22 protein-coding genes are annotated in these 23,824 nt (G+C 42.6%); 10 read left to right on the top strand and 12 right to left on the bottom strand.

What is annotated here, in order from left to right; genetic code table 11:
- Window positions 1-49 precede the first annotated feature (49 nt).
- Entirely contained in the window at window positions 50-1,597 is a 1,548-nt protein-coding gene (locus CHJ_RS08975; RefSeq protein ID WP_317917494.1) for a DUF3360 family protein, read from the bottom strand.
- A gap of 808 nt (window positions 1,598-2,405) precedes the next feature.
- Here CHJ_RS08975 and CHJ_RS08970 point away from each other — a divergent pair.
- The 4 genes from CHJ_RS08970 to CHJ_RS08955 all read left to right on the top strand — a co-directional run bounded on the left by CHJ_RS08970 (window position 2,406) and on the right by CHJ_RS08955 (window position 5,718).
- Window positions 2,406-3,176 carry an ABC transporter ATP-binding protein gene (locus tag CHJ_RS08970; protein WP_171755298.1) on the top strand — a complete coding sequence of 257 codons (771 nt, stop codon included), beginning with the start codon at window positions 2,406-2,408 and terminating at the stop codon, window positions 3,174-3,176.
- A 165-nt stretch (window positions 3,177-3,341) separates the two neighbouring features.
- The gene (locus tag CHJ_RS08965; RefSeq protein WP_317917493.1) at window positions 3,342-4,118 is read left to right on the top strand and encodes an ABC transporter substrate-binding protein; all 777 of its coding nucleotides are present in this window, start codon (window positions 3,342-3,344) and stop codon (window positions 4,116-4,118) included.
- A 179-nt stretch (window positions 4,119-4,297) separates the two neighbouring features.
- Entirely contained in the window at window positions 4,298-5,038 is a 741-nt protein-coding gene (locus CHJ_RS08960) for an ABC transporter permease (RefSeq protein ID WP_171755300.1), read from the top strand.
- A 2-nt stretch (window positions 5,039-5,040) separates the two neighbouring features.
- Window positions 5,041-5,718, top strand: coding sequence for an ABC transporter permease (locus tag CHJ_RS08955; RefSeq protein ID WP_171755301.1), 678 nt, complete (start codon window positions 5,041-5,043; stop codon window positions 5,716-5,718).
- Between the two features lie 95 nt (window positions 5,719-5,813).
- Here CHJ_RS08955 and xthA read toward each other — a convergent pair whose 3' ends face one another.
- Window positions 5,814-6,620 carry an exodeoxyribonuclease III gene (gene xthA / locus CHJ_RS08950; RefSeq protein WP_317917492.1) on the bottom strand — a complete coding sequence of 269 codons (807 nt, stop codon included), beginning with the start codon at window positions 6,618-6,620 and terminating at the stop codon, window positions 5,814-5,816.
- A 343-nt stretch (window positions 6,621-6,963) separates the two neighbouring features.
- Between xthA and CHJ_RS08945 the strand changes: the two genes are divergently transcribed.
- Entirely contained in the window at window positions 6,964-9,081 is a 2,118-nt protein-coding gene (locus CHJ_RS08945) for a methyl-accepting chemotaxis protein (protein ID WP_171755303.1), read from the top strand.
- A gap of 59 nt (window positions 9,082-9,140) precedes the next feature.
- Here the strand turns inward: CHJ_RS08945 and CHJ_RS08940 are convergent, their stop codons facing one another.
- The 4 genes from CHJ_RS08940 to mnmA form a co-directional block, all read right to left on the bottom strand.
- Entirely contained in the window at window positions 9,141-9,665 is a 525-nt protein-coding gene (locus tag CHJ_RS08940) for a GNAT family N-acetyltransferase (RefSeq protein WP_171754604.1), read from the bottom strand.
- A 205-nt stretch (window positions 9,666-9,870) separates the two neighbouring features.
- Window positions 9,871-11,241 carry an adenylosuccinate lyase gene (purB, locus tag CHJ_RS08935; RefSeq protein ID WP_317917491.1) on the bottom strand — a complete coding sequence of 457 codons (1,371 nt, stop codon included), beginning with the start codon at window positions 11,239-11,241 and terminating at the stop codon, window positions 9,871-9,873.
- Between the two features lie 39 nt (window positions 11,242-11,280).
- Window positions 11,281-11,898, bottom strand: a complete 618-nt coding sequence (gene hflD, locus CHJ_RS08930) for a high frequency lysogenization protein HflD (RefSeq protein WP_171754602.1) — start codon at window positions 11,896-11,898, stop codon at window positions 11,281-11,283.
- A 25-nt stretch (window positions 11,899-11,923) separates the two neighbouring features.
- Window positions 11,924-13,033, bottom strand: a complete 1,110-nt coding sequence (gene mnmA / locus CHJ_RS08925; RefSeq protein WP_317917490.1) for a tRNA 2-thiouridine(34) synthase MnmA — start codon at window positions 13,031-13,033, stop codon at window positions 11,924-11,926.
- Between the two features lie 190 nt (window positions 13,034-13,223).
- Between mnmA and CHJ_RS08920 the strand changes: the two genes are divergently transcribed.
- On the top strand, window positions 13,224-13,493 hold the full coding sequence (locus CHJ_RS08920; protein ID WP_171754600.1) for a hypothetical protein: 270 nt from the start codon (window positions 13,224-13,226) through the stop codon (window positions 13,491-13,493).
- Between the two features lie 37 nt (window positions 13,494-13,530).
- On the opposite strand, the gene CHJ_RS08915 is transcribed toward CHJ_RS08920, so the two are convergent.
- Complete coding sequence (locus tag CHJ_RS08915; RefSeq protein ID WP_317917489.1) at window positions 13,531-14,205, bottom strand: pseudouridine synthase; 675 nt, start codon at window positions 14,203-14,205, stop codon at window positions 13,531-13,533.
- A gap of 306 nt (window positions 14,206-14,511) precedes the next feature.
- Between CHJ_RS08915 and CHJ_RS08910 the strand changes: the two genes are divergently transcribed.
- On the top strand, window positions 14,512-16,734 hold the full coding sequence (locus tag CHJ_RS08910) for an NADP-dependent isocitrate dehydrogenase (protein WP_317917488.1): 2,223 nt from the start codon (window positions 14,512-14,514) through the stop codon (window positions 16,732-16,734).
- Between the two features lie 144 nt (window positions 16,735-16,878).
- On the opposite strand, the gene cspD is transcribed toward CHJ_RS08910, so the two are convergent.
- Window positions 16,879-17,100, bottom strand: a complete 222-nt coding sequence (gene cspD, locus CHJ_RS08905) for a cold shock domain-containing protein CspD (RefSeq protein WP_171754597.1) — start codon at window positions 17,098-17,100, stop codon at window positions 16,879-16,881.
- 398 nt (window positions 17,101-17,498) lie between these two features.
- Between cspD and clpS the strand changes: the two genes are divergently transcribed.
- On the top strand, window positions 17,499-17,819 hold the full coding sequence (clpS, locus tag CHJ_RS08900) for an ATP-dependent Clp protease adapter ClpS (protein ID WP_317917487.1): 321 nt from the start codon (window positions 17,499-17,501) through the stop codon (window positions 17,817-17,819).
- A gap of 49 nt (window positions 17,820-17,868) precedes the next feature.
- Window positions 17,869-20,139, top strand: a complete 2,271-nt coding sequence (clpA, locus tag CHJ_RS08895) for an ATP-dependent Clp protease ATP-binding subunit ClpA (protein WP_171754595.1) — start codon at window positions 17,869-17,871, stop codon at window positions 20,137-20,139.
- A gap of 111 nt (window positions 20,140-20,250) precedes the next feature.
- Here clpA and infA read toward each other — a convergent pair whose 3' ends face one another.
- The 3 genes from infA to aat all read right to left on the bottom strand — a co-directional run bounded on the left by infA (window position 20,251) and on the right by aat (window position 21,976).
- The gene (gene infA, locus CHJ_RS08890; RefSeq protein ID WP_001040192.1) at window positions 20,251-20,469 is read right to left on the bottom strand and encodes a translation initiation factor IF-1; all 219 of its coding nucleotides are present in this window, start codon (window positions 20,467-20,469) and stop codon (window positions 20,251-20,253) included.
- A gap of 79 nt (window positions 20,470-20,548) precedes the next feature.
- Window positions 20,549-21,253: an arginyltransferase gene (locus tag CHJ_RS08885; RefSeq protein WP_171754594.1), complete on the bottom strand. Its 705-nt coding sequence runs from the start codon at window positions 21,251-21,253 to the stop codon at window positions 20,549-20,551.
- Window positions 21,254-21,976, bottom strand: coding sequence for a leucyl/phenylalanyl-tRNA--protein transferase (aat, locus tag CHJ_RS08880; RefSeq protein WP_317917486.1), 723 nt, complete (start codon window positions 21,974-21,976; stop codon window positions 21,254-21,256). It lies immediately after the preceding gene.
- A 172-nt stretch (window positions 21,977-22,148) separates the two neighbouring features.
- Here aat and aroA point away from each other — a divergent pair, with 172 nt between their 5' ends.
- Entirely contained in the window at window positions 22,149-23,429 is a 1,281-nt protein-coding gene (gene aroA, locus CHJ_RS08875) for a 3-phosphoshikimate 1-carboxyvinyltransferase (protein WP_171754593.1), read from the top strand.
- A 36-nt stretch (window positions 23,430-23,465) separates the two neighbouring features.
- Here the strand turns inward: aroA and CHJ_RS08870 are convergent, their stop codons facing one another.
- Window positions 23,466-23,717, bottom strand: coding sequence for a YciN family protein (locus CHJ_RS08870; RefSeq protein WP_317917485.1), 252 nt, complete (start codon window positions 23,715-23,717; stop codon window positions 23,466-23,468).
- Between the last annotated feature and the right edge of the window lie 107 nt (window positions 23,718-23,824).

Here is a 23,824-nt window from a genome sequence, read left to right as displayed (position 1 = left end):
AAATATATAAAAAAATGGGCAGTGTGATCACTGCCCATTTTTTAATCAATTAAAGTAGAGCCGGAATACCGAACTTACTTTCTAGCATACCTACTGCTAGCATAGCTGCCAGACAGATAACCAGTACAACACTAGGAATGATGATACGGTCTAGTTTGCTTAGTTTCTTAGGACGTTCTTTGTCACCAATCAGACCGTTGTTGTCTAGTAGCATACTAAGTGCCCATGCAAGAACAGGGTTAGTTACCATTGCCGCGAAGACACAGATACCAGCAGACTGAGAGTCTTTCGCGTCTTTAATCATCTGCATACCAGCTTCAAGAAGCGGAAGTGCAACACCAACCAGCAGAGCAACACGCATTACTGGAGGCCATACCGCTGCATCCATCGGGTAACCGATAATGGCGATAAGAATAACCAAAGTACCTAGCAGAATTGCGCCGCCAGGAATCGGACGTTTCGCAATCGCAGCCGGAATCATATAAGTACCCCAGCTTGACGTGATGTTACCACCACCGACAGCAGTACCAACCATCTGACGGATAGAACACATAGTCATAGTGTCATCAACGTCCATTAATACTTTTTCAGTGCGTTTCGGGTAGTTAAGTTCTTGGAAAATACGATGGCCAAGGAAGTCAGGTGACCACATAGCTACAGCCAGAATGGCAAAAGGTAGAGATGCGATAAAATGTTGCATGTTTGGCAGACCTAGTTGCCAGCCTGTCTCAGTTGAGCCCCACCAGTAAACTGGGTTTAGGTTAGGTAGTCCAGGTTCTGTGGTGAACACAAGGTCGAAACCAGCACCAGATGCCATAGCGACCACAAAGCCCGTTACTGCACATAGAGGGATAGCCAACCAGCGCTTGCCTAGCTTAGCGAGAACCGCGTAAGTGACAACAGTAATGCCAAGTACGATCAGAGCGACATAGCCCATATCACCAGCCATGACACCTTCAGCTTCACTGCTAAGACCATTAGCCCAGCCGATTAATGAGTTAATCTGACTCATTGAACCTGTGAAACCAAGGAATACCAGCAAACCGCCTGCGACCCCTTCACTGGTTAAGTTAACCAGTCTGGAACCACCTTTAACAGCACTAAGAATAAGACCGAATACACCGATTAGAATCGCCAGCGCAAGAGGGTGAGCACCTGCCATAGCGATAACGAAAATCATCGGTATCATTGGACCGTGGTTGCCCGCCAAGTTGGCTCGTGGGTTTATAAAACCAGATGCCAGAACACAGAACAGAAGCGCAGGAATAAGCATCTCTACACGAGCGACTTCGATTGCCCATGCTACGTCTAGGTTTACGTGGTCCCACTTTTCTGTCAAGCCTGCAGCCCATGCCATCATTACGGCAGAGTACATCGCGATGATGCCAATGGTACCAGCGATAGCAGGTACGAAGTCTTCAATTTCAAAACGGAAATCACGCCCTGGCAGGTTAAGAGCAAAACGGCGTGGCTTCATAATTTGAAGTTCGTGGTCTAGATATTCAGAGCGGCTAGAGAACTCAGAAGCGGGACGATGTAGCTCTGAGTAGCTCTTCTCGTCTATTTCTGAGTGATCTTTGTTGACTACGTCTGACATAGAGTCCTCATTATATAGTTAGGTAATACAAAATTATTGTTATTAGTTGCAGGACAAGTCATTTAGTCAGTAAATCGTCTTATCGCTACATCCCAAAATACAGGCAAAAATTTGACTGCATTTTTAAAGACTTAAAATTTATTGTAAATTTTGTCTAAATATTTGAAGGGGAAGTCTACCAAGCTCCCTCTTTTGGGTGATTGATCTTGATCACTTTATGAAAAATAGTGAAATAAAACTACGCAATTTCTATAGTTAAAAATCGATTAAATCAACTTTGTTCGCTTTATTTCAATAATCTAGCCGTGTAAGTCGTTTCTTTTCTTCTTTTATATGATCGGCACATTTCATCCGTAGTCGCTCGTTAACAAACCATTGTTAAAAATGTTGCGACAAAATAGTTGAAGACATGAGTTAAGGCTCTATGTTCTGATGACACCATCTACAATGATGACTAGAAATCGTCACTTCCTAGCAGCCAATTGCGTGTATATTTTGACACTATGCTCAATAATGACCTTATCTAATATCGATCTATTCTGTAGTGATAAATAGTTTGGATTTATTATAAAGTAGAGTTATGTAACAAATATGTTAATTAAGTTACGAAATATAATTTCAGCCATAGTGGTGATTTATTCTCGAATAAGTGGTTTTATAGTCTGTATGTGAATATAAATGCAGTACTATTGCTTGTGGAACTTGGCTCAAATAGTTAATAATATGTTGCTTTTTAAGAGGGGTATGCTAGTTTGTACTGCATAATCGAGGTCGGAGTACTTCACATAATAACAGGGAGTAGTAGCGCATGAATGCTGTAGAAGCGCTAGAAATTAACGATTTACATAAAACGTTTGGCCAGAATGAAGTACTGAAAGGGATATCTCTCAAAGCACATAAGGGAGAAGTCGTCTCCATTATTGGCTCATCCGGTTCTGGCAAAAGTACCTTTTTACGCTGTATTAACCTTTTAGAGACGCCTACTGCTGGTGAGATATGGGTTAATGGCGAACTTATTCAAATGAAAAATAACCGTCAGGGTGAATCCGTACCTGCTAATGAGAAGCAGGTTCAGCGTATTCGTTCTCGTCTCGCCATGGTATTCCAAGGTTTTAATCTCTGGTCCCACCTCACTGTATTGGAAAACGTTATTGAAGCACCGGTGCATGTACTTGGGGTACCTAAAGCACAAGCGATTGAAAATGCAGAGCTACTATTACAGAAAGTTGGCTTGTATGAGCGCCGAGATTACTTCCCAGGTCATCTATCGGGTGGGCAGCAACAAAGGGCTGCGATAGCAAGAGCACTAGCCGTCGATCCGGAAGTTATGCTGTTTGATGAACCCACTTCTGCACTTGACCCCGAACTTGTGGGTGAAGTACTGGGTGTTATGCGTGATTTAGCTGAAGAAGGCAGAACCATGCTTGTGGTGACGCATGAAATGGCATTTGCTCGCGATGTATCGAATCACGTTATGTTTCTTCATCAAGGGTTGGTTGAAGAGCAGGGACATCCAAGCAAATTATTTACTGAACCAGAATCGGAAAGATTACAGCAATTTATCTCTTCGATTTATTAATAGCGACTGAATACGAACAAAATAGTGTTTTAAAACATAGTTTGATTAGTTGCAACACACAACTTGTGGACGTTGCCGTTAACGAAAGCAAGATATAACAATACGGATTTCTATAAAGAAACCGGAAAATTTAGACAGGTTAATCTCAATCACAGGAGTAGGGAAATGAAAAAGTGGTTATTGGCAGCAACGATTGCTGCAACAGCTGTAACAGGCGTTGCCCAAGCAAAGGACTGGAAAGTAGTACGCTTTGGTATTGAAGGTGCTTATCCTCCATTTAGTAAAACAGAAGCAGATGGCTCTTTGAGTGGCTTTGATGTGGACATGGCAAATGCGTTATGTGCTGAAATGGAAGTGAAGTGTAAAATCGTTGCTCAAGATTGGGATGGTATTATTCCTTCTCTACTAGCTCGTAAATATGATGCAATTATCGCGGCGATGTCGATTACTGAAGAACGTAAGCAGAAAGTAGATTTTACTGGAAAATACGCTCTTATCCCTAACAAGTTTATTGCTAAGAAAGGTTCTGGTCTTGAGTTTACTCAAGCGGGCTTAACGGGCAAGAAAATTGGTGTTCAGCGTGCGACGACTCATGATCGCTATCTGACAGATAACTATGGTGATGCAGTAGAAATTGTTCGTTATGGCTCTTTCGATGAAGCATACCTTGATCTTGCTAATGGCCGTATTGTGGCGGTACTTGGTGATGCATCTGCTCTAGAAGAAGGTGTTATCAATCAAGCAGGTGGTGACGCTTATGAGTTTGTTGGCCCATCATTGACTGACCCTAAATGGTTTGGCGATGGCTTTGGTATTGCCGTTCGTAAGCAAGATAAAGACCTAACTAAGAAATTAGATGAGGCTATCCTAGCAGTCCGTGCAAGTGGTCAGTACAAAGAGATCCAAGACAAGTACTTCAAGTACGATGTTTATGGCGATTAATTAATTGCTTTTGAGGTGGCAGTTAATGCCACCTCATCCTTTACTGACGTGAACATTCAACAGGCCACTTGGTCAAATCACTCTCACACTCTCATCGGGTTGTTAATGAGTTAGCTGCAAGTAGTATGTTGAATGGGCATTTTCTCAGCTATGCTGTTCTGCTGAATATGGATATATAAATGTTTGATCTTAAAGGATATGGAGCTTCAATTTTTTCCGGAGCTATATTAACGATTGAAGTCGCGCTTCTTTCTCTTCTGTTGGCGATGACGCTAGGTATGTTAGGTGCGTTAGCAAAAATGGCTCCCTACCGTTGGGCTAGGGCTATTGCCACACTCTATACCACCATTATTCGTGGAATTCCTGACTTAGTGTTAATGATGCTTATTTTCTTTGGTGGTCAAATACTGCTAAACAATAGCCTCTATGCCGTTAACGAGTGGATTAACGAGTGGATGACATCTTCCAATCCTGCTCATGAGTGGACGGAGTACCTTCCTGATTACGTTGATATTAGTCCTTTTGTTGCTGGCGTATTAACCATCGGTTTTATCTTTGGTGCTTATATGGCGGAAACTTTCCGTGGCGCTATTATGGCGGTAGACAGCGGTGAGCTAGAAGCGGCAAAAGCGTATGGAATGAGTGGGCCAATGGCTTTTCGTCGAATTCTATTGCCGCAAATGATTCGTCATGCGCTGCCCGGTTTTGGTAACAACTGGCTGGTTTTACTTAAGACGACGGCATTGGTATCGATCATCGGTCTTGAAGATATGGTTCGAGTAGGGTCCCTTGCTGCCGGTTCGACAAAAATGCCATTTACATTTTATATGACCATCTCTTTGATTTTTCTGTTCTTTACTAGTGTCTCCACAGGCTTCCTTAAGTTTTTAGAACATAAATTTAGTATTCATACGAGGTAATTATGGATTTTTCTATTATTGTTGAGAGCTTTCCTATCTACCTTAGTGGCCTTTGGACAACGGTGTGGTTAGTTGCCGTAGCGTTGATTATAGGTTTAGTGATCGCTATTCCGTTGGCAATAGCACGAAATGCCGATAACTATTTTGTATTTCTACCGGCTTGGGCTTACATCTATTTTTTCCGTGGAACCCCTCTCTTAGTGCAACTGTACTTAATCTATTATGGTATGGACCAATTTATAGCAGTGAAGGGAACGCTATGGGAGAACGCTTGGTTTTGTGCACTGATTGCCTTTATTCTTAATACTTCTGCGTACACCGCCGAGATTATTCGCGGAGCGATAAATGGTTTACCAAAAGGGGAAGTGGAAGCGGCTAAAGCTTACGGTATGAGTTATTGGCAAACTTATCGTAGAATTATCTTACCAAGTGCTTTACGTCGTGCGTTACCAGCGTACAGTAATGAAGCGATATTTATGGTTCATGGTTCTGCCGTTGCGGGTATTGTCACTATCATTGATTTGACAGGGGCGGCTAGGTTAGTGAACTCGCGTTATTATGCGCCTTTTGAGTCTTATATTACCGCTGGTCTGTTTTATATGTGCTTAACGTTTATCATGCTTTGGTGTTTTAAGAAGGCAGAAAAACGATTTTTGGCTTATTTACGACCGTTGTCATAAACGCGATAGAGATAAAAAAACCGGACGAGTCCGGTTTTTTTGTTTTTAGCTGTCAGTGAACGTATCCCAAACTCAGGACAAGCGGTGAGGCCTTATTATTCAAAGGTTGACCAAATAGGAGCATGGTCAGAAGGCTTTTCTATCCCTCGTAGCTCATAGTCAATACCTGTATCGATACAGCGAGAGGCTAGCGCAGGCGTTGCGAGTACAACATCAATTCTAAGGCCACGATTATCGACAAACCCTTTAGAGCGGTAGTCAAACCATGAGAATTGGTCACCCACATCAGGGTATTGATTTCTGAAGGTATCCTCAAGCCCCCAATCGAGTAACGTTTTAAGCCACTCTCTCTCTTCAGGCTGGAAGGAGCATTTACCTGTTTTTAACCAACGTTTTCGATTGACTTCACCAATACCAATATCAGCATCAATAGGGCTTATATTAATATCGCCCATGACAATTACGTTGTCTTCGTTAGTATGATAGCCGTTTAAATAGGTCATTAAATCCTTATAAAACTGACGCTTATAAGGGTACTTAGTCTCATGCTCTATATTGTCCCCTTGAGGGAAATAGCCATTGAGTACGGTTGTTTTATGGCCATCCTTATCGGCAAAGGTGGCAATAATCATTCTCTTTTGATGCTCTTCACTATCGGTAGGAAAACCATAAAGAACCTCGATAGGTTCTTGTTTACATAGCATAGCAACGCCGTAGTGAGCTTTTTGTCCATGGAAGTAGACTTTATACCCCATGGCTTCAACGTCTTCTATTGGGAATGCGTCGTTATGGACTTTTATTTCTTGCAGGCCAATCACATCAGGTTGGTGCTTATCAATAATGGCTTGAAGTTGATGGAGACGGGCGCGCAGGCCATTAATATTGAAGGAGATTACTTTCATTCTAGTTCTCGGTTTTGTTTTTAGAATAGATACATATTAGCACTAATCAGCAGTGAAATGCTGCATTCAGGCAGCATGGACAGATTAATTTTAGTGTGATGAAGCGAAGTGTATACAGCGCAATTAGTTGTCTGGTGAGCTCAAAATTATATTATTGTATATGGGATTAACTTATTGGCTAAATATGTTGATAAGCCAGCCGATAGCATTAGAATAGTAGGGTCTGTTTCTCCTTCACGTATATTTTTGTAGCTTTTAGGTTGAACAAAACCTATACATGAACGAACAACAGCACTTACTGCAGGGTTAAGGTTGACCAGCATAAAAACGATAAGGATATGGTATGTTTTCTCTTTCAGTTCAATGGAAGATCACACTTCTTTCCGGGCTATGTTTAGTTCTTACTTCATTTTCACTGATAGGCATTTCTGTCTATAACGGTTATCAAAATCGCAGCACAATTGTAGACCATAGTACCGATTCAGTTGTTTCAAAATCAGAACAGCTGTTAAAAGCTCAGTCGCAACTTAATGCGACAGAGGCGATCAGTTACTTACAGCAGGCTTATAATAGAGCTGAAATGCTAGGTCAGACAACGCTATTTCTTCAGCAGAATGCTGAAGATAATTTTACCGCTAGTGAAGATTTGAGAACATCTCTGGAAGATATGTTGAGGCTATCAGTAGAGAGTTTTGAAAGCATTCAAAGTGCCTACCTGGTATTCCTTCCTGATGCTCTTGATGGCGAAGATGCTAATTATCATGGCGCCGACTATGTGGGATCAAACGAAATAGGGCGCTATGCCTCCCACTGGGCTATGTCCCTTGACGGAAGCCGTGCCCTTGCCAATACCGTCAGTGAAGATATGCTGAAAGACTCGGTGAATCAAGAAAGGTTTAGCTGTCCGTTGGTAAGCAAATCCAGTTGTATTTCTACGCCCGCATTCAGTGACTATGGCGATAGCCAGTTATTAACCACATCCATTTCGTTACCTCTTCTGAAGGAAGGGGAAGTGATTGGATTCATCGGTATTGTGATTAAGCTAGATGTTCTTAAGCAGATGGCTCTTAAAACGGATGAGTCTTTATTTGATGCAAAAGGTAAGGTTTCTATCCTTACTTCACGAGGCGCCCTTGTGGCTAGTGATGATGCTGAGGCAGCTATTGGGAGCCATTTCTCCACAGACTCTCTGACAGACGCTCAGTTAAATGGATTTTTGCAGCAGAGTGATATTCAAACAAAATGGAGTGATGATAACCAATGGTTAGTTGTTTTTGCTCCTGCAGCTATTGTAAATCAGAGCTGGGGAGTCTTGCTTGAAATACCAAGAGCTGATGTGGTCGCAGATGCCAGTTTGTTAGATGCCGTGATTACCGAGCGTACCGAGAGCAGTATTTTCTCCGGTATATTATTCGGCCTTGGTTTTGTTTCTGTCGGACTATTGGTGATTGCTATCGCTTCCAAAGCCTTAGTCAGGCCAATCCGGGATGTGGTGAACCGATTGGATGATATCGCTTCTGGTGAAGGTGATTTGACCCAAAGACTTGAAGTGAAAAGTAAAGATGAAATAGGTCAGTTGGCAGAGGTTTTCAATCAGTTCTTGCAAAAACTGCAAACCACCATCAGCCAAGTTGTGACCAGCACTGATCGTATTGCCGATACCACCGTTCAGGCAGAGCAAGCGGCTTCTGTTACCAGAACCAGCAGTGAAGCCCAGTTTAAAGAGGTTGACTTGGTCGCCACCGCTTCTGAAGAAATGACACAGACAGCAGGTTTGGTTTATCAAAACGCTGATATGGCGGTCGGAGCTGCCGGTAAGGCAAATGACGCAGCATTGCAGGGACAAAACGTTATCGAGTTGTCAGCGACAGAAATGCATAAGTTGGTCGAGACAATGAATGAAGCGGTTCCTATCGTTGAAGAACTGGCTAAAAATAACGCCGCGATAACAGAGATTCTGACGGTTATTGAGGGGATATCTGAACAGACCAATTTGCTGGCCCTGAATGCTGCGATTGAAGCGGCTAGAGCAGGCGAGCAAGGTAGAGGTTTTGCGGTTGTTGCCGATGAAGTGCGAAGTTTGGCGAGCAGAACACAAGGTTCAGTGGGTGAAATTCGTCAAGTTATCGAGAAAGTACAACACGGTACGACTGAGGTGGTTAATTCTATTCAAAACGGTAACGAACTGGCTGAAGGCGCTTCTACTCAGGTTGCTCAGGCAGTGGCTCAGCTGGCTTCGGTATTTGATGCCATTGCGGAAATTAACGATATGAACAGTGAAATTGTCCGTGCCGCTGAAGAACAGAAAGCGGTTTCAGGGGAAGTGAATCAGAGTGTGGCGAATATCCGAGAGCTGAGTGCACAAATTCTGGAACAGGCTGGGTCTTCAGAGAATGTGGGTCGGGATATTGCTCAGCTTTCATCGCAGCAGAAGGCATTGGTGGATCAGTTTAAAGTGTAGTTTTAGCTTTGCTGTCATTGAACATGATTAAAACGCTCGTTATTTACGAGCGTTTTTTGTTAAAAGGTTGAACCTTCAAGCTTGACTGGAAAGGTATCCGGCCATGGACGAGTGATCTCTTTTATCATTGCTGGTTCAGGCTGCCAGAGTTCATTAACTGAGGTGGCCTCTTTGACATATAAGTTACTGACTTCGCGGTAGCCACTTGACTGATAAACGAATGTTTCGCCGAACAGTATAGAATAGGACATACCCCGGGATTCGATATCCTGATGTACATGATTGAGCAGTTTTCTGACGCAACCTCTCTGACGATAACTAGGATCAACACACACTTCCGCAATTCCGGCAATTGGAACAGGATTGTTATCAATCAACACTTGTTTATCGTGTACCGCGATATGAGCAATCAGTTCTGAGTGGTTGTTTACAATTAGGTAGCGGTGGGTGGGGACTTCTCGATAATACCGTTGCTGTTTGAAAATGGCTTCATCGCTATTGGTAAAACAGCGACTGAGTAGACGACGAATTTTTTTGTCGAGCAGCTCATCTACCTGATTGTCTTTTATATATTCAATATTCATTACAGCCTCATATGACGTACTCAAGTCATTTTACGGCAAGAATCAGTAACAGAGAGCAGGAGTCAAAATAACTCACTCTTTAAGAGCGCATCTTGAGGTCACTTGAGCATACGAATAGTAACCAAAAAAAAGGTCGCAAACATATTGCGACCTCACAGTTAATCAAGTTGTAGCGCTAAGTTTACTTTAGCTGGCTAAAGAACAATTACAGTTTGTCCGTTAACTCAATCGCTTGTCCGATGTAATTTGCTGGCGTCATCTGTTTTAGACGTTCCTTTTCTGCCTCAGGAAGCTCCAGACCATCGATAAACTGACGCATAGCATCACCATCAACACGCTTGCCACGAGTCAGCTCTTTTAGCTTCTCATATGGCTTTTCAATGCCGTAACGACGCATAACGGTCTGTACGGGTTCTGCCAGTACTTCCCAGTTCTTGTCCAGTTCTGCCAATAATGCTTCACGGTTTACTTCTAACTTACTAATGCCTTTAAGAGTCGAAGTATAAGCGATAATCGCGTAGCCACAACCGACGCCCAAGTTGCGCAGTACAGTAGAGTCAGTTAGGTCTCGCTGCCAGCGAGATACGGGCAGTTTTTGCGCTAAGTGAGCAAATACGGCATTGGCTAAACCTAGGTTACCTTCTGAGTTTTCAAAGTCGATAGGATTGACTTTGTGAGGCATGGTAGAAGAGCCAATTTCACCTGCGATGGTTTTTTGCTTAAAGTGACCTAACGCGATGTAACCCCAAACATCACGATCAAAATCAATCAGGATGGTGTTAAAACGAGCAATGGCGTCAAATAGTTCTGCAATGTAATCGTGCGGTTCTATTTGAGTGGTGTACGGATTCCAGTTAACACCCAATGAATCGGTAATAAACTCTTCACTAAAAGCATGCCAGTCTAGTTCAGGGTAAGCCGATAAGTGAGCATTATAGTTACCAACAGCACCGTTGATTTTCGCTAAGATTTCTACATTAGCGATCTGCTTGTATTGGCGTTCCATACGGTAGGCAACATTGGCCATCTCTTTACCCATGGTAGATGGAGATGCAGGTTGTCCGTGTGTACGAGATAGCAAAGGAATATCGCGGTACTCCTCAGCTAACTGACGTATGGCATCGATCACTTCTCTAATCTGCGGAAGAATAACGCTATCCCGTGCTTCTTTTAACATCAGCGCGTGAGAAGTATTGTTGATGTCTTCAGAAGTACAAGCAAAATGAATGAATTCATTTACTGCGTGCAGTTCGGGTATATCTGCCACTTTTTCTTTAAGAAAATACTCCACGGCTTTTACATCGTGGTTAGTGGTGCGTTCGATATCTTTGATTCGTTGCGCATCCGCTTCATTAAACTGATCGGCAATATCGTTTAAGTATTGATTTGCCTTATCACTAAAAGCAGGAACTTCCTTTATTGCATCCGTTGCTGAAAGCTTCTGTAACCAACGGATTTCAACGATAGTGCGATACTTTAGTAAACCATACTCACTAAAGAATGAGCGTAACGCAATCGTTTTACTTCCGTAACGACCGTCTACCGGTGAAACAGCAGTCAATGCTGACAGTTCCATGTTGATTCTCCTGAATTAAATAAATGGGGATTGTTGAGTTTAAAGTCTTGCGAGTAAAATTTGGGCTTGTTCAACCATTTTCTTTCTGCCAAACACCATATGACGACGTTTGCCGCCAACTTGACGCCAAAGCACAGTGCTTCGAATTCCGGATAACAGCAGGGCTCGAACCTTGTGTTGATTGGAGGTTTGTTGCAAAACAGATGGGGTGCCTGTTACTTGGATGCGAGGACCCACTGGGCTAATAACATCTAAATAGATGCTGGCGATATTGCTTATCATCTGCTCATCGAACAAGTCAAAATGTTCCGTTTGGCGTTCTGCCATCTGAATACGATCACCCAATTGAGCCATTGACTCTTTCTTCTCATTTAGTTTTCGTTCCAGAGCCATCAGGCTAATAATGTAGCGAGTGATTTCACTGCCTGATGGGGTGCTGTCTATGCCTTTTACCATACATTCAAGCCCAACTTTGAGGTTGGACTCGTTTCCGTAAACATCTAACGTGCTGCTAGGATTGATATTTAATATGGCGCTAACGGAAGTTTTAAACGCGTCAGTATCACAATAACCGTCTTTTGCTACCTGCTGAACTAAAGCAACCGCTTGGCACATTCCTGCAAAAGCGATAGTACGATCATAAAGTGAATTAGCCACGTAAAGCTCCTATTGAATAATTAAATTAGATTTTGCTTTCGATGATACCGCCACCTAGGCAAACATCATCTTTATAAAATACTGCTGACTGGCCCGGCGTTACTGCAACCTGAGGCTGATCAAAAATGACTTTAATGTTGTCGTCATCAATGGCAATGATTGTACATGGAATATCGGTTTGACGATAACGAGTTTTTACTGTGCATGCCAAAGGTTGAGACACAATGTTACGATCGACCCAATGCAACTGCGAAGCAATAAGACCTTGAGATTTCAATAACGGATGGTCGGCGCCTTGTACTGCGATTAAAACGTTGCGCTCCAGATCTTTTTCTGCCACATACCAAGGTTCTTCATTACCGCCACCACCTTTTTGACCGCCAATGTGCAGCCCTTTACGCTGGCCAAGAGTATGATACATCAATCCTTGGTGTTCGCCGATAACGTCGCCTTGTGGTGTTTCAATTTTGCCCGGTTGCGCAGGTAAATAACGAGATAAAAACTCAGTAAATTTTCTCTCACCAATAAAACAGATTCCGGTAGAGTCTTTTTTCTTTGCGGTAATCAGTCCTTGCTCTTCAGCAATACGTCTTACTTCTGGTTTTTGTAACTCTCCGACAGGAAATAGGCTGCGACTAATTTGTTGATGACTCAACGTATATAAGAAGTAGCTTTGATCTTTGTTAGAGTCGAGGCCTCTCAACATTTGAGGAGGTTGACCGTCAGTAGGAAAACTGCGACGAACATAGTGACCCATAGCGATATAGTCGGCATCGAGCACTTCATCAGCGAATTCTAAAAAGGCTTTAAATTTGATCTCTTTGTTGCAAAGAATATCTGGGTTAGGGGTTCGTCCCGCTTTGTACTCTTCTAAGAAGTACTCGAATACATTATCCCAGTACTCCGCTGCAAAATTGATGGTGTGCAGATAAATACCAAGTTTGTCACAAACAGCTTGTGCGTCAGCGAGATCTTCTGCTGCCGTACAATATTCTTCACCATCATCTTCTTCCCAGTTCTTCATAAAAAGACCTTCAACTTGATAGCCTTGCTGTTGAAGAAGGTAAGCAGATACCGATGAATCAACACCGCCGGACATACCGACAATGACTTTCTTTTGGCTGTTATCAGACATTTGTATTTACCACTAATAGTACACGGGCGCTGATTCTACCAGAAAGATTTTCAAGGATACAGTTCCGCGATGCAGTTCACAGTTTTTGTTTGCGTCGAAGTAGCCAGAGTAAGCGTATTGTTTAATTTACGCTTACATCGGATCAACATTAATGTCATAGTGCGATGCAAATTGAATAGGAACTAATGACATGAGTGAGTCAAACGACATTATTGATGAAGCTGTGCTGATTGAGACGATAGAAAATCAGCTGCAAGACGGTGAACCAAAGCAGGTTAAAGAAACATTGATGCGTTTAATGATGACAGGAACGCCAAGAGAAGATGCTCTGGCGTTAATGGCATGTGCACTTTCTGTGGAAGTGTTTGATGTAATGAAAAATGGTGTTGAGTTTAACCAAAAACGCTATGCAAACCACCTTAGCCAATTGCCAGACCTTGGATTCATGGAAGGCGAATAACTAACAGAGAATGCGGCATAACCCCAGTAGCGGCTGATTACTCACTTGTAATCAGTTGCCATTCACCGGGTTGAAGAGAGCCTAACGAGAATTCACCAATCGAGTAACGGATAAGCCGTAGGGTAGGGAAACCGATATTGGCGGTCATACGTCTTACTTGGCGATTTCTTCCTTCAGTAATCGTGATTGCAATCCATGTGGTTGGAATCGCAGCACGAAAACGGACGGGCGGATTACGAGGCCAGACATCTGGTTCAGACATTACTTCGACTTTCGCAGGCAAGGTCAATCCATCCTTCAGTTCGACGCCTTTACGCAGTTTATCCAGATCGGACTCCGTTGGCGCACCTTCAACCTGAACCCAATAGGTTTTTGCCGACTTAGCATCGGGCTGGGTGAGTTTTGCTTGAAATACACCATCATTAGTAAGCACCATTAACCCTTCACTGTCTCGGTCTAATCTTCCTGCCGCATAGACTTCCTTAATCGGGATATAATCTGCAAGGGTAGTACGTCCATCACCATCGGTAAATTGGCTTAGCGTGTCATAAGGTTTGTTAAATACGATGACTTTTCGTTCACTGGCAGTGATGGTTTTTTTGGTGTGGCGCTTCTTTTCTCTCTGTTTGCTGCTGCTTGTTTTGCGTTTTAAATGTGCCGGTTTTGTTGAGGAAGATTTGCGCGCATGAGTGCCCTGCAAGCGAGATGACATGTTAACTACCTTACAATTATGTAAATAAACTGTTTGTTAAAGTTTGAAAATTTGACGTTTTAAGCTATTATTTTCGCGCCTACAAACCGGAACGAAGTACGTAATGATAAACTAACTGTCTGAGTTTGTTTAATTATACGTGAAAAATATTGCTCAAGGAGAGACTAGTAATACCGTATTGCTAATCAATATAACGAGCAGTCAAGCATAAACATGTGTGAGGATGTTTTAGATTATTGTTTATGTCAAATCAACCAGGCTGTTTTCTCATCCAATATAGCCTGTTAATTTTTATAGGGAAATTTCATGCCTACAGAAAAACCAACAATCATTTATACCATTACAGATGAAGCTCCAGCTTTGGCGACCTACTCATTGTTGCCCATTATAAGAGCCTTTACTGCATCGTCTGGTATTGATGTTGATACTCGTGACATTTCGCTTGCCGGTCGTATTATTGCGAACTTTCCTGAGTATCTAAATGATGAACAAAAAATAAGTGATGCTCTGGCTGAGTTAGGTCAGTTAGCGAAAACTGCAGAAGCAAATATTATCAAACTTCCTAATATTTCTGCTTCTATTCCACAATTAAACACTGCGATTAAAGAACTACAAGCGAAAGGATACGCCTTGCCAGATTACCCTGAAGAAGCGGTAACTGATGAGCAAAAAGCAGTCAAATCAACCTATGACAAAATCAAAGGTAGTGCAGTTAACCCTGTATTACGTGAAGGTAACTCTGATCGCAGAGCGCCTACATCAGTTAAAAACTATGCGAAGAAAAATCCACATTCTATGGGGGCTTGGGCTACAGATTCGCTCTCTCATGTCGCGAGTATGTCTGACAAGGATTTCTTTGGTAGTGAAAAATCGGTCACTATTGGTGGCCAAACAGACGCAACGATTACACTGCATAAAGCCGATGGCTCTACGCAAGTACTAAAAGATAAGTTAGCACTGCAAGACGGTGAAATTATCGATGCTTCTGTACTTAACAAGAAAGCCTTGGTTGCCTTTTTTGAGAAAGAGATAGAAGAAGCGAAAAAGCAAGATATTCTGCTTTCTCTACACTTAAAAGCCACCATGATGAAAGTGTCTGACCCAGTTATATTTGGTCATGCAGTTAAAGTCTACTACAAAGACGTCTTCGCTAAATACGGTGATCTTTTTGAGCAGTTGGGCGTGGATGTTAATAACGGTATTGGTGATGTCTATGCGAAGATTCAATCTCTACCTGCAGATCAGAAAGAAGAGATAGAAGCAGCATTACTGAAGGTATATGACACTCAACCGCCTTTAGCAATGGTAGATTCTGACCGTGGTATTACTAACCTACATGTTCCTAGTGATGTGATTGTTGATGCTTCAATGCCTGCAATGATTCGTGCATCAGGTCAAATGTGGGGACCAGATGGCAAACAGAAAGACACCAAAGCTTTGATTCCAGATCGCTGTTATGCCGGTGTTTATCAAGCAGTAATTGAATTCTGTAAGATAAATGGTGCATTTGACCCTACTACAATGGGCAGTGTACCCAACGTAGGTTTGATGGCTCAAAAAGCGGAAGAGTATGGCTCGCACGATAAAACCTTCATTTTGAAAGATGCGGGTGTTATTAAAGTGACCAATGCATCAGGAGAGGTTCTTCTACAACAAGACGTTGAAGAAGGTGATATTTTCCGTATGTGCCAAGTTAAAGATGCACCAATCCAAGACTGGGTGAAACTGGCTGTTACTCGTGCTCGTGCATCAGGTGCGCCGGCGGTATTCTGGCTTGATGAGAATCGTGCTCATGATGCCGAGCTGATTAAAAAAGTGAATGCTTATCTACCTCAGCATAATACTGATGGGTTAGAGATTAAGATTCTATCGCCGATTGAAGCAACGCTGTTCTCACTTGCTCGCATCAAAGAAGGTCTGGATACGATTTCAGTAACAGGCAATGTTCTACGTGACTATCTAACGGATCTTTTCCCGATTTTAGAGTTAGGTACATCTGCGAAAATGCTTTCAATTGTGCCACTAATGAATGGGGGTGGTCTGTTTGAGACAGGTGCCGGTGGCTCTGCACCTAAACACGTTCAACAGGTAGAAAAAGAGAACCATCTTCGTTGGGACTCATTGGGTGAGTTCCTAGCCTTGGCGGCGTCACTTGAGCACTTAAGCGTTGTTAGCGGTAATAACAAAGCTAAGGTATTGGCGGACACGTTAGATGCGGCAACTGGTCAGTTCTTGGATTCTAATAAGTCACCTTCTCGAAAAGTGGGCGAGTTAGATAACCGAGGCAGTCACTACTATCTTGCGAGCTACTGGGCTCAAGCTTTATCAGCACAATCGGATGATGCAGAATTAGCCGCTGAATTTGCGCCTATCGCTGCGAAGTTATCTGAAAATGAAGCTGCGATTGTAGAAGAGTTGAATCAAGCTCAAGGTGTGAAAGGTGAGCTAGGCGGTTACTATGCCCTTGACGATGTTCTAGTGGCTAAGTTAATGCGACCAAGCAAGTTGTTAAACGATATTATCGGTTAGTGACCTTCCGCGATCTGAGTATCGCGGACATAAAATAAGAGCCTGCTATATGCAGGCTCTTTTCGTCTATAGATATTGTTCAATAGATGGTTTTAATCTATGGATGAAAACCTACTTGAACATACTGCTTTATTGGCAGCGTTATTATTTTGCCATTTGCCCTTCGATAGGAACTACTGCACTTGCGTGGTAGCCTTTAGGTCCTTGTTCAACTTCGTAAGATACTTGCTGACCCGCTTTTAATGTACGGTAACCGTCCATTTTAATTGTCGAGTAATGAGCAAAGATGTCACCATCTTCACCTTCTGGGCAAATAAATCCAAATCCTTTGGCGTTGTTGAACCACTTAACTGTACCGGTAGCCATGCTATACATCCCTCATTGCATTTTGTAACTGAAGTTGTTGTCTGAGAATGACGTCGATTCCCAGAGTTGTGTGAAAGATAATTCAGACGCTGCCAAATTTTATTCACTACAGCACACAATTTAGCCAATGAATCGAGACAGTCAATAGCTAAGTGAGATTTTTTGTTACATTAAATGCAACATAAGGCGTATTTTGTTAACATATTTCTAACTTTGTGATCTGTTGTGCAAAGTTGCACATATATAAAACGGCATCTTGTGAGTTTGATTAGCTTTTGAGCAGTTAGCACCTTAAAGCGAAAAGATGGCAAAGTTTTATTTGCAGGGATACAATTGGTGAATTAGTCTCTAAGTTAAAGAAAAGTTATTTTTCAGCTTTTCGAACAATTGTAGTCAGAATGAGCAAACAATATGAATGGGTAACTCCAGACTCAGATTTACTGGAGAAAGAACAGACAAAGGTAAAGCCACCATCGATGTACAACGTTATTTTAAACAATGACGATTATACGCCAATGGACTTTGTTATTGAGATACTCGACAGATTCTTTTCCATGGATTTGGAGAAGGCAACACAAATAATGCTAAAAGTGCATTATGAAGGGAAAGCAATTTGCGGAACATATTCTGCTGAAATTGCTGAGACAAAAGTGATGCAAGTCACTATGTACTCTAAGGAAAACGAGCATCCGCTGTTATGTACGATGGAAAGGGCGTAACAAATGTATTAACCATTACAACATAGGCTGCTCTTTGAGGGAGGTCCTTATGCTAAATAAAGAACTAGAAACGAGTTTGAACGGTGCGTTTGCCCGTGCTCGAGATAAACGTCATGAGTTTATGACGGTAGAACATTTACTACTTGCCTTATTAGAGAACGAAGCAGCAAGAGAAACACTTAAGGCCTGCCAAGCTGATATTGATGTGTTAAAAACTGAACTCGACGCATTTATTGATCAAACCACTCCCCTTATTCCTGAAAACGACGAAAGCAGAGAAACTCAGCCTACATTGAGTTTTCAACGCGTATTGCAGCGTGCGGTTTTTCATGTGCAATCGTCAGGTCGTAATGAGGTATCCGGTGCCAATGTATTGGTCGCCATTTTTAGTGAACAAGAGTCGCATGCTGCCTATCTATTGAAGAAACATGATGTCAGTCGCCTTGATATCGTCAATTATATTTCTCATGGCATCAGCAAATCTTCAGGCAGTGATGACAGCGCCTCTTCGGACATCTTTGGCAGTGAATCCACACCAGATGAAACACCAGCCGAAGAACGATTAGAAGCGTTCGCTTCTAACTTAAATGAAGCGGCGAAGAAAGGTCATATTGACCCATTAATTGGTCGGGACAAAGAGTTAGAACGCACTATCCAAGTGTTGTGTCGCCGAAGAAAAAACAATCCATTGCTGGTTGGTGAGGCCGGAGTGGGTAAAACCGCGATTGCCGAAGGTCTGGCGTGGCGAATCGTTGAAGGGCAAGTGCCTGAGATTATCCAAGACAGCATCATTTATTCATTAGATATTGGTTCGCTACTGGCTGGAACGAAATATCGTGGTGACTTTGAGAAAAGATTTAAAGCCATCTTAAAGCAGTTGGAAAAAGAACAAGACGCTATTTTATTTATTGATGAAATCCATACCATTATTGGTGCAGGCGCTGCGTCTGGTGGACAGGTAGATGCTGCGAATCTAATTAAGCCGCTTTTGAGCAGCGGTAAATTACGCTGTATTGGTTCAACAACCTATCAAGAATACAGCAATATTTTTGAAAAAGAGCGCGCGCTTTCCAGACGTTTCCAAAAAATTGATGTGATAGAACCATCGTTAGATGACACAACAAAAATATTGATGGGGCTTAAGCCTAAATATGAAGCGCACCATGAAGTTCGTTATACCAATAAGGCATTACGGGCGGCGGTAGAGTTATCGGCTAAGTATATCAATGAGCGTCATCTGCCAGACAAAGCGATTGATGTTATTGATGAAGCCGGTGCTCGCAGTCGATTGGCTCCAGCAAGCAGACGGAAGAAAACCGTTGGTGTAGCGGATATTGAGTCTATGGTGGCTAAAATGGCTCGAATTCCTGAAAAGTCCGTCTCCTCCTCGGATAAAGACATACTCCAGTCCTTGAGCGATAAGATGAAGATGATGGTGTTTGGGCAGGACAACGCCATAGAAGCGCTAAGTGAGGCCATTAAACTGACTCGTGCTGGCTTAGGGGCAGATAATCGTCCAGTCGGTTCTTTCTTATTTGCCGGACCAACAGGGGTTGGCAAAACGGAAGTTACCTTGCAGTTAGCGAAAATGCTTGGAATCGAACTATTGCGTTTTGATATGTCTGAGTATGGTGAACGTCATTCAGTGAGCCGTTTAATCGGCGCGCCTCCGGGGTATGTCGGTTATGATCAAGGCGGCTTGCTAACGGATGCGGTGATTAAACATCCTCACGCTGTGGTGCTATTGGATGAGATTGAAAAAGCCCATCCAGATATCTTTAACTTGCTTCTTCAGGTGATGGATAACGGCACGCTAACGGACAATAATGGCCGAAAAGCGGATTTTCGTAATGTGATTTTGGTTATGACCACCAATGCTGGTGTGGCCGAAACCGTGAAGAAATCCATTGGTCTTATCCAACAAGACCATAGCCATGATGCGATGGCTGAGATTAAAAAGGTCTTCACTCCTGAATTTAGAAACCGGTTAGATAACATTATCTGGTTTAACAGCTTGCATGAGAATGTGATTCATCAGGTGGTGGATAAGTTTATCGTTGAGCTGCAAGCACAGTTGGACTTGAGAGGCGTTTCTCTAGAAGTGTCTGAAGATGCTCGCCATTGGTTGTCAAATAAAGGATATGACAAATCGATGGGGGCAAGACCTATGGGTAGAGTGATTCAGGAGAGCTTGAAGAAACCGCTTGCTAATGAACTGCTATTTGGTTCTTTGGTCAATGGTGGTACGGTTAAAGTTGAGCTTGAGAATGAAGAGCTACAGTTTCATTATCTGAATGAACAAGAAGAAGCGGTTCACTAAGGTTAGTGTCGCGATATACTAGGGCGATATTGAAAGATCAACACGCCCTAGATAGGCAAATAAAAAACGGAGCAATTAGCTCCGTTTTTTTAATGGGTTACTCTGAGAGTATTAACGAGCACGGAAAACGATACGTCCTTTAGATAGGTCGTATGGAGTCATCTCTACAGTAACTTTGTCACCAGTCAGAATACGAATGTAGTTTTTACGCATTTTACCTGAGATATGAGCCGTCACAACGTGACCATTTTCTAGCTCAACACGAAACATTGTATTTGGCAGAGTATCAAGGACAGTTCCTTGCATTTCAATTACGTCTTCTTTAGCCATTTAATCCTCTTTAGAAATAAGGCAATAATTCTCGGCATACAGTGCCGAAAAATTTAGAAATATAAAGTTGGGCGGTATTCTACCCTTGCCATCGATGATTTACTAGCCTTTGATGGCGTTGAAAGCGCACTTTATAATTCATCGCTGAGCATTCGTCAATCTGGTAGCCCAAATAGAGCCACTGTTTTTGCTGTTCAACACAGTGTTCTAACTGGTAAAGAATCGCCAATGTGCCTAGAGATAAAGGGAACTCTGGGTCGAAAAAAGTATAAAAAGCACTACCCGAATGGGTCAAATTATCCGTTATGGCGATGGCAACAAGTTTATCTTGTTGGTAGATATGAAGGTAATCTATTTTTAGCCATTCACAGCGAGAAAATTCAGAAAACACCTCTTCTTGTGGAGGAAACATGGTTCCATCTGCGTGTCTGGCAGTAATATAACGGCTGTACAGCTCAAACCATTCGCTATCCATTTCGGTTTTTACTTGCCAGTGAAGAGCTTGTTCTTTTGCTTTCGCAAGGATTCGCTTTTGACTTTTTGACGGCTTAAAGTCGAGGATAGAGACTCGGATAGATTGACAAGCATTACACATCTCACAGTGTGGCGCATAAATCGTCTGTCCGCTACGACGAAAACCGTTAGCAAGCAGCAGTTCGTAACCGGATGTTGTATGCATAGCATCGTCTAACGCAACCGCGACGCGTTCTGATCGGCTGCTAATATAGTTACAAGTGGAATTTTTGGACAGGCCTATTTTGATTTGACGCTTGTCTGATGGCACTCAGTTATCTCCATTATTAAATGTGGTCAACCATTGAGGAGTGAAACAGTGTTGGTTGGTTTTACTCTTTTTACAATAGGCGAGTTTTGCCAAATATTCATCTCGAGTTATCTCCTTTGCTCCTAAGGAGGCAGTATGGGGATTCAATACCTGACAATCAATAAACTCACCACCATGCGCAACGAAATGCTTTGTGAATGCCCACAAGGCAATCTTTGAAGCATTGGTTTGCCTGCTGAACATAGACTCACCACAAAACATCGAACCGACCAGAACACCGTATAAACCACCGATTAGTTTGTTCTCTTGCCATACTTCTACCGAATGGCATATTCCCTGTTTAGCCAGCTGGCTGTATGCCTGCTGCATTTTATCGTCTAGCCAAGTTTCCTCTTCACTGCGCATTGCTGCACACTGGCGAATGACCTCCTCGCTAGCAAGATTGATACTGACTTTATAATTGGATTTTCGATAGAACTTTCGCAAACTTTTTGCCGCAGAAAACTCGTTCGCAACAAAGATTGCTCGTGGAGAAGGGCTCCACCATAATATGGGTTCATCGGTGGAATACCATGGAAATATACCGTGTTGATAGGCTTTAACCAGGCGTTCAGGACGTAAGTCTCCTCCCATGGCGAGTAGGCCATTTGGTTCTCGAAGTGCTTCCCTTGGCGAAGGGAAGGAGAGAGAGTAGTGATCAAGCTCAGGCAAATAGATAGTCATGGCGGAAAATCCCGTCACTTTAGATGTAAATCCTGATTTTAGCGTTTTCATTTGCATAAGTGAATGATTGATGTTTTTTGCTAGCGATCACAAAAATTTTTAGATAGTCTGTTGCAACGAAGAATTATTGTTTCGCACCCTTTAGCGAAATCGTTAAGGACGAAAAACCTCAATGGAAAGCCTTACGTTACAACCTATTCACCGGGTTAATGGTGAAGTTAATCTACCCGGTTCAAAAAGTGTATCAAACCGAGCTTTGCTTTTGGCCGCTCTTGCCACTGGAAAAACCACACTAACCAATTTACTAGACAGCGACGACATTCGACATATGTTGACAGCATTAAGCCAGCTTGGTGTTGAGTATCAACTGTCTGACGATAAGACCGTCTGTGAAGTTCAAGGGCTTGGTCGCCCATTTAACTCTGAACACGCGGTGGAACTGTTCCTTGGTAACGCAGGAACGGCGATGAGACCGCTTGCTGCTGCGCTATGCATCGGCAAAGGGGAGTTTGTTCTTACTGGTGAGCCAAGAATGAAGGAACGACCAATTGGCCATCTGGTGGATGCTTTGAGAGCGTCAGGGGCTGATGTCGAATATTTAGAAAATGACAATTATCCACCATTGAAGATCACTGGTACTGGATTACAGTCGGGCAAAGTGACGATTGATGGCTCGATTTCTAGCCAGTTTCTGACGGCATTTCTTATGTCAGCCCCCTTAGCGGATGGCGAGATCACCATTGAGATTGAAGGGGAGTTAGTTTCTAAACCTTATATCGATATTACGCTGCACATAATGAAGCAGTTTGGTGTTGAGGTGATCAATAACAATTACGCGGAATTCGTAATCCCTTCTGGCCAACATTATGTGTCTCCTGGACAGTTTTTGGTAGAAGGTGATGCTTCATCTGCCTCTTACTTTTTAGCCGCCGCTGCAATCAAAGGCGGAGAGATTAAAGTTACCGGTATAGGAAAAAACAGCATTCAAGGCGACATCCAGTTTGCTGATGCTCTAGAGAAAATGGGTGCAGAAATTCATTGGGGTGATGACTATGTAATCTCTCGCTGTGGTCAACTGAAAGCGGTAGATATGGATTTTAACCATATTCCTGATGCTGCAATGACTATCGCCACGACAGCACTGTTCGCTGAAGGTACGACAGCCATTCGCAATGTTTATAACTGGCGGGTAAAAGAGACAGATCGACTGGCTGCTATGGCCACCGAACTTAGAAAGTTAGGTGCTATCGTGGAAGAGGGTGAAGACTATATTGTTATTACGCCTGTCGCATCATTAAAACATGCGGCAATTGATACTTATGATGATCACCGAATGGCGATGTGTTTCTCGTTAGTCGCATTAAGTGATACAGCCGTTACCATTAATGATCCCGGCTGTACTTCTAAAACATTTCCTGACTACTTCAATAAGTTAGAGCAGTTAAGTCAGTAATAGATATGACCCTCCTGCGATTGTTCGCAGGGGGGATTATTGATCTGTAATTGCAAATTGATGTGACAGTTGATGAGCGAGGTATTTAAACATATTGAATACCTCCGTTGTTGCTGGAGTTGGTAATCCGTTGTCATCTAGAAAGTAGTTCCCTTTAAATACCAACACTCCCTCTTTTTCCTCGACAGACTCTGCCCGCATTCCTTCAATATAGTTGTCATGGTCTTGTATTAGTTGGTTGGCAATTAACAGTAATTCAAAAGAACTGATGGATTTTTTTTCACTCATTATGGTTTCCTGTTCTAAGCTATTAGTTTAGTTTACACCTTTGCTTGCTTTGGAGACAAAGTTTCCATTGTGGGTAATTGTTAAATTTCGGTGTAATTCATTGTCAT

The organism is Vibrio sp. MACH09 (assembly GCF_033238805.1).
GTDB lineage: Bacteria > Pseudomonadota > Gammaproteobacteria > Enterobacterales > Vibrionaceae > Vibrio.
Note: the sequence above shows the minus strand (reverse complement) of the source record. Positions and strands in the feature narration are given on the sequence as shown.

Bases quoted from the DNA above. Each gene is read 5' to 3' on its own strand.
- CHJ_RS08955 (WP_171755301.1), top strand. From the start codon at position 5,041: ATGGATTTTTCTATTATTGTTGAGAGCTTTCCTATCTACCTTAGTGGC.
- CHJ_RS08940 (WP_171754604.1), bottom strand. From the start codon at position 9,665: ATGAATATTGAATATATAAAAGACAATCAGGTAGATGAGCTGCTCGAC.
- CHJ_RS08945 (WP_171755303.1), top strand. From the start codon at position 6,964: ATGTTTTCTCTTTCAGTTCAATGGAAGATCACACTTCTTTCCGGGCTA.
- purB (WP_317917491.1), bottom strand. From the start codon at position 11,241: ATGGAACTGTCAGCATTGACTGCTGTTTCACCGGTAGACGGTCGTTAC.
- mnmA (WP_317917490.1), bottom strand. From the start codon at position 13,033: ATGTCTGATAACAGCCAAAAGAAAGTCATTGTCGGTATGTCCGGCGGT.
- CHJ_RS08970 (WP_171755298.1), top strand. From the start codon at position 2,406: ATGAATGCTGTAGAAGCGCTAGAAATTAACGATTTACATAAAACGTTT.
- CHJ_RS08965 (WP_317917493.1), top strand. From the start codon at position 3,342: ATGAAAAAGTGGTTATTGGCAGCAACGATTGCTGCAACAGCTGTAACA.
- aroA (WP_171754593.1), top strand. From the start codon at position 22,149: ATGGAAAGCCTTACGTTACAACCTATTCACCGGGTTAATGGTGAAGTT.
- aat (WP_317917486.1), bottom strand. From the start codon at position 21,976: ATGACTATCTATTTGCCTGAGCTTGATCACTACTCTCTCTCCTTCCCT.
- cspD (WP_171754597.1), bottom strand. From the start codon at position 17,100: ATGGCTACCGGTACAGTTAAGTGGTTCAACAACGCCAAAGGATTTGGA.
- infA (WP_001040192.1), bottom strand. From the start codon at position 20,469: ATGGCTAAAGAAGACGTAATTGAAATGCAAGGAACTGTCCTTGATACT.
- CHJ_RS08915 (WP_317917489.1), bottom strand. From the start codon at position 14,205: ATGTCATCTCGCTTGCAGGGCACTCATGCGCGCAAATCTTCCTCAACA.
- CHJ_RS08870 (WP_317917485.1), bottom strand. From the start codon at position 23,717: ATGAGTGAAAAAAAATCCATCAGTTCTTTTGAATTACTGTTAATTGCC.
- clpS (WP_317917487.1), top strand. From the start codon at position 17,499: ATGAGCAAACAATATGAATGGGTAACTCCAGACTCAGATTTACTGGAG.
- CHJ_RS08975 (WP_317917494.1), bottom strand. From the start codon at position 1,597: ATGTCAGACGTAGTCAACAAAGATCACTCAGAAATAGACGAGAAGAGC.
- clpA (WP_171754595.1), top strand. From the start codon at position 17,869: ATGCTAAATAAAGAACTAGAAACGAGTTTGAACGGTGCGTTTGCCCGT.
- CHJ_RS08910 (WP_317917488.1), top strand. From the start codon at position 14,512: ATGCCTACAGAAAAACCAACAATCATTTATACCATTACAGATGAAGCT.
- CHJ_RS08960 (WP_171755300.1), top strand. From the start codon at position 4,298: ATGTTTGATCTTAAAGGATATGGAGCTTCAATTTTTTCCGGAGCTATA.
- CHJ_RS08920 (WP_171754600.1), top strand. From the start codon at position 13,224: ATGAGTGAGTCAAACGACATTATTGATGAAGCTGTGCTGATTGAGACG.
- xthA (WP_317917492.1), bottom strand. From the start codon at position 6,620: ATGAAAGTAATCTCCTTCAATATTAATGGCCTGCGCGCCCGTCTCCAT.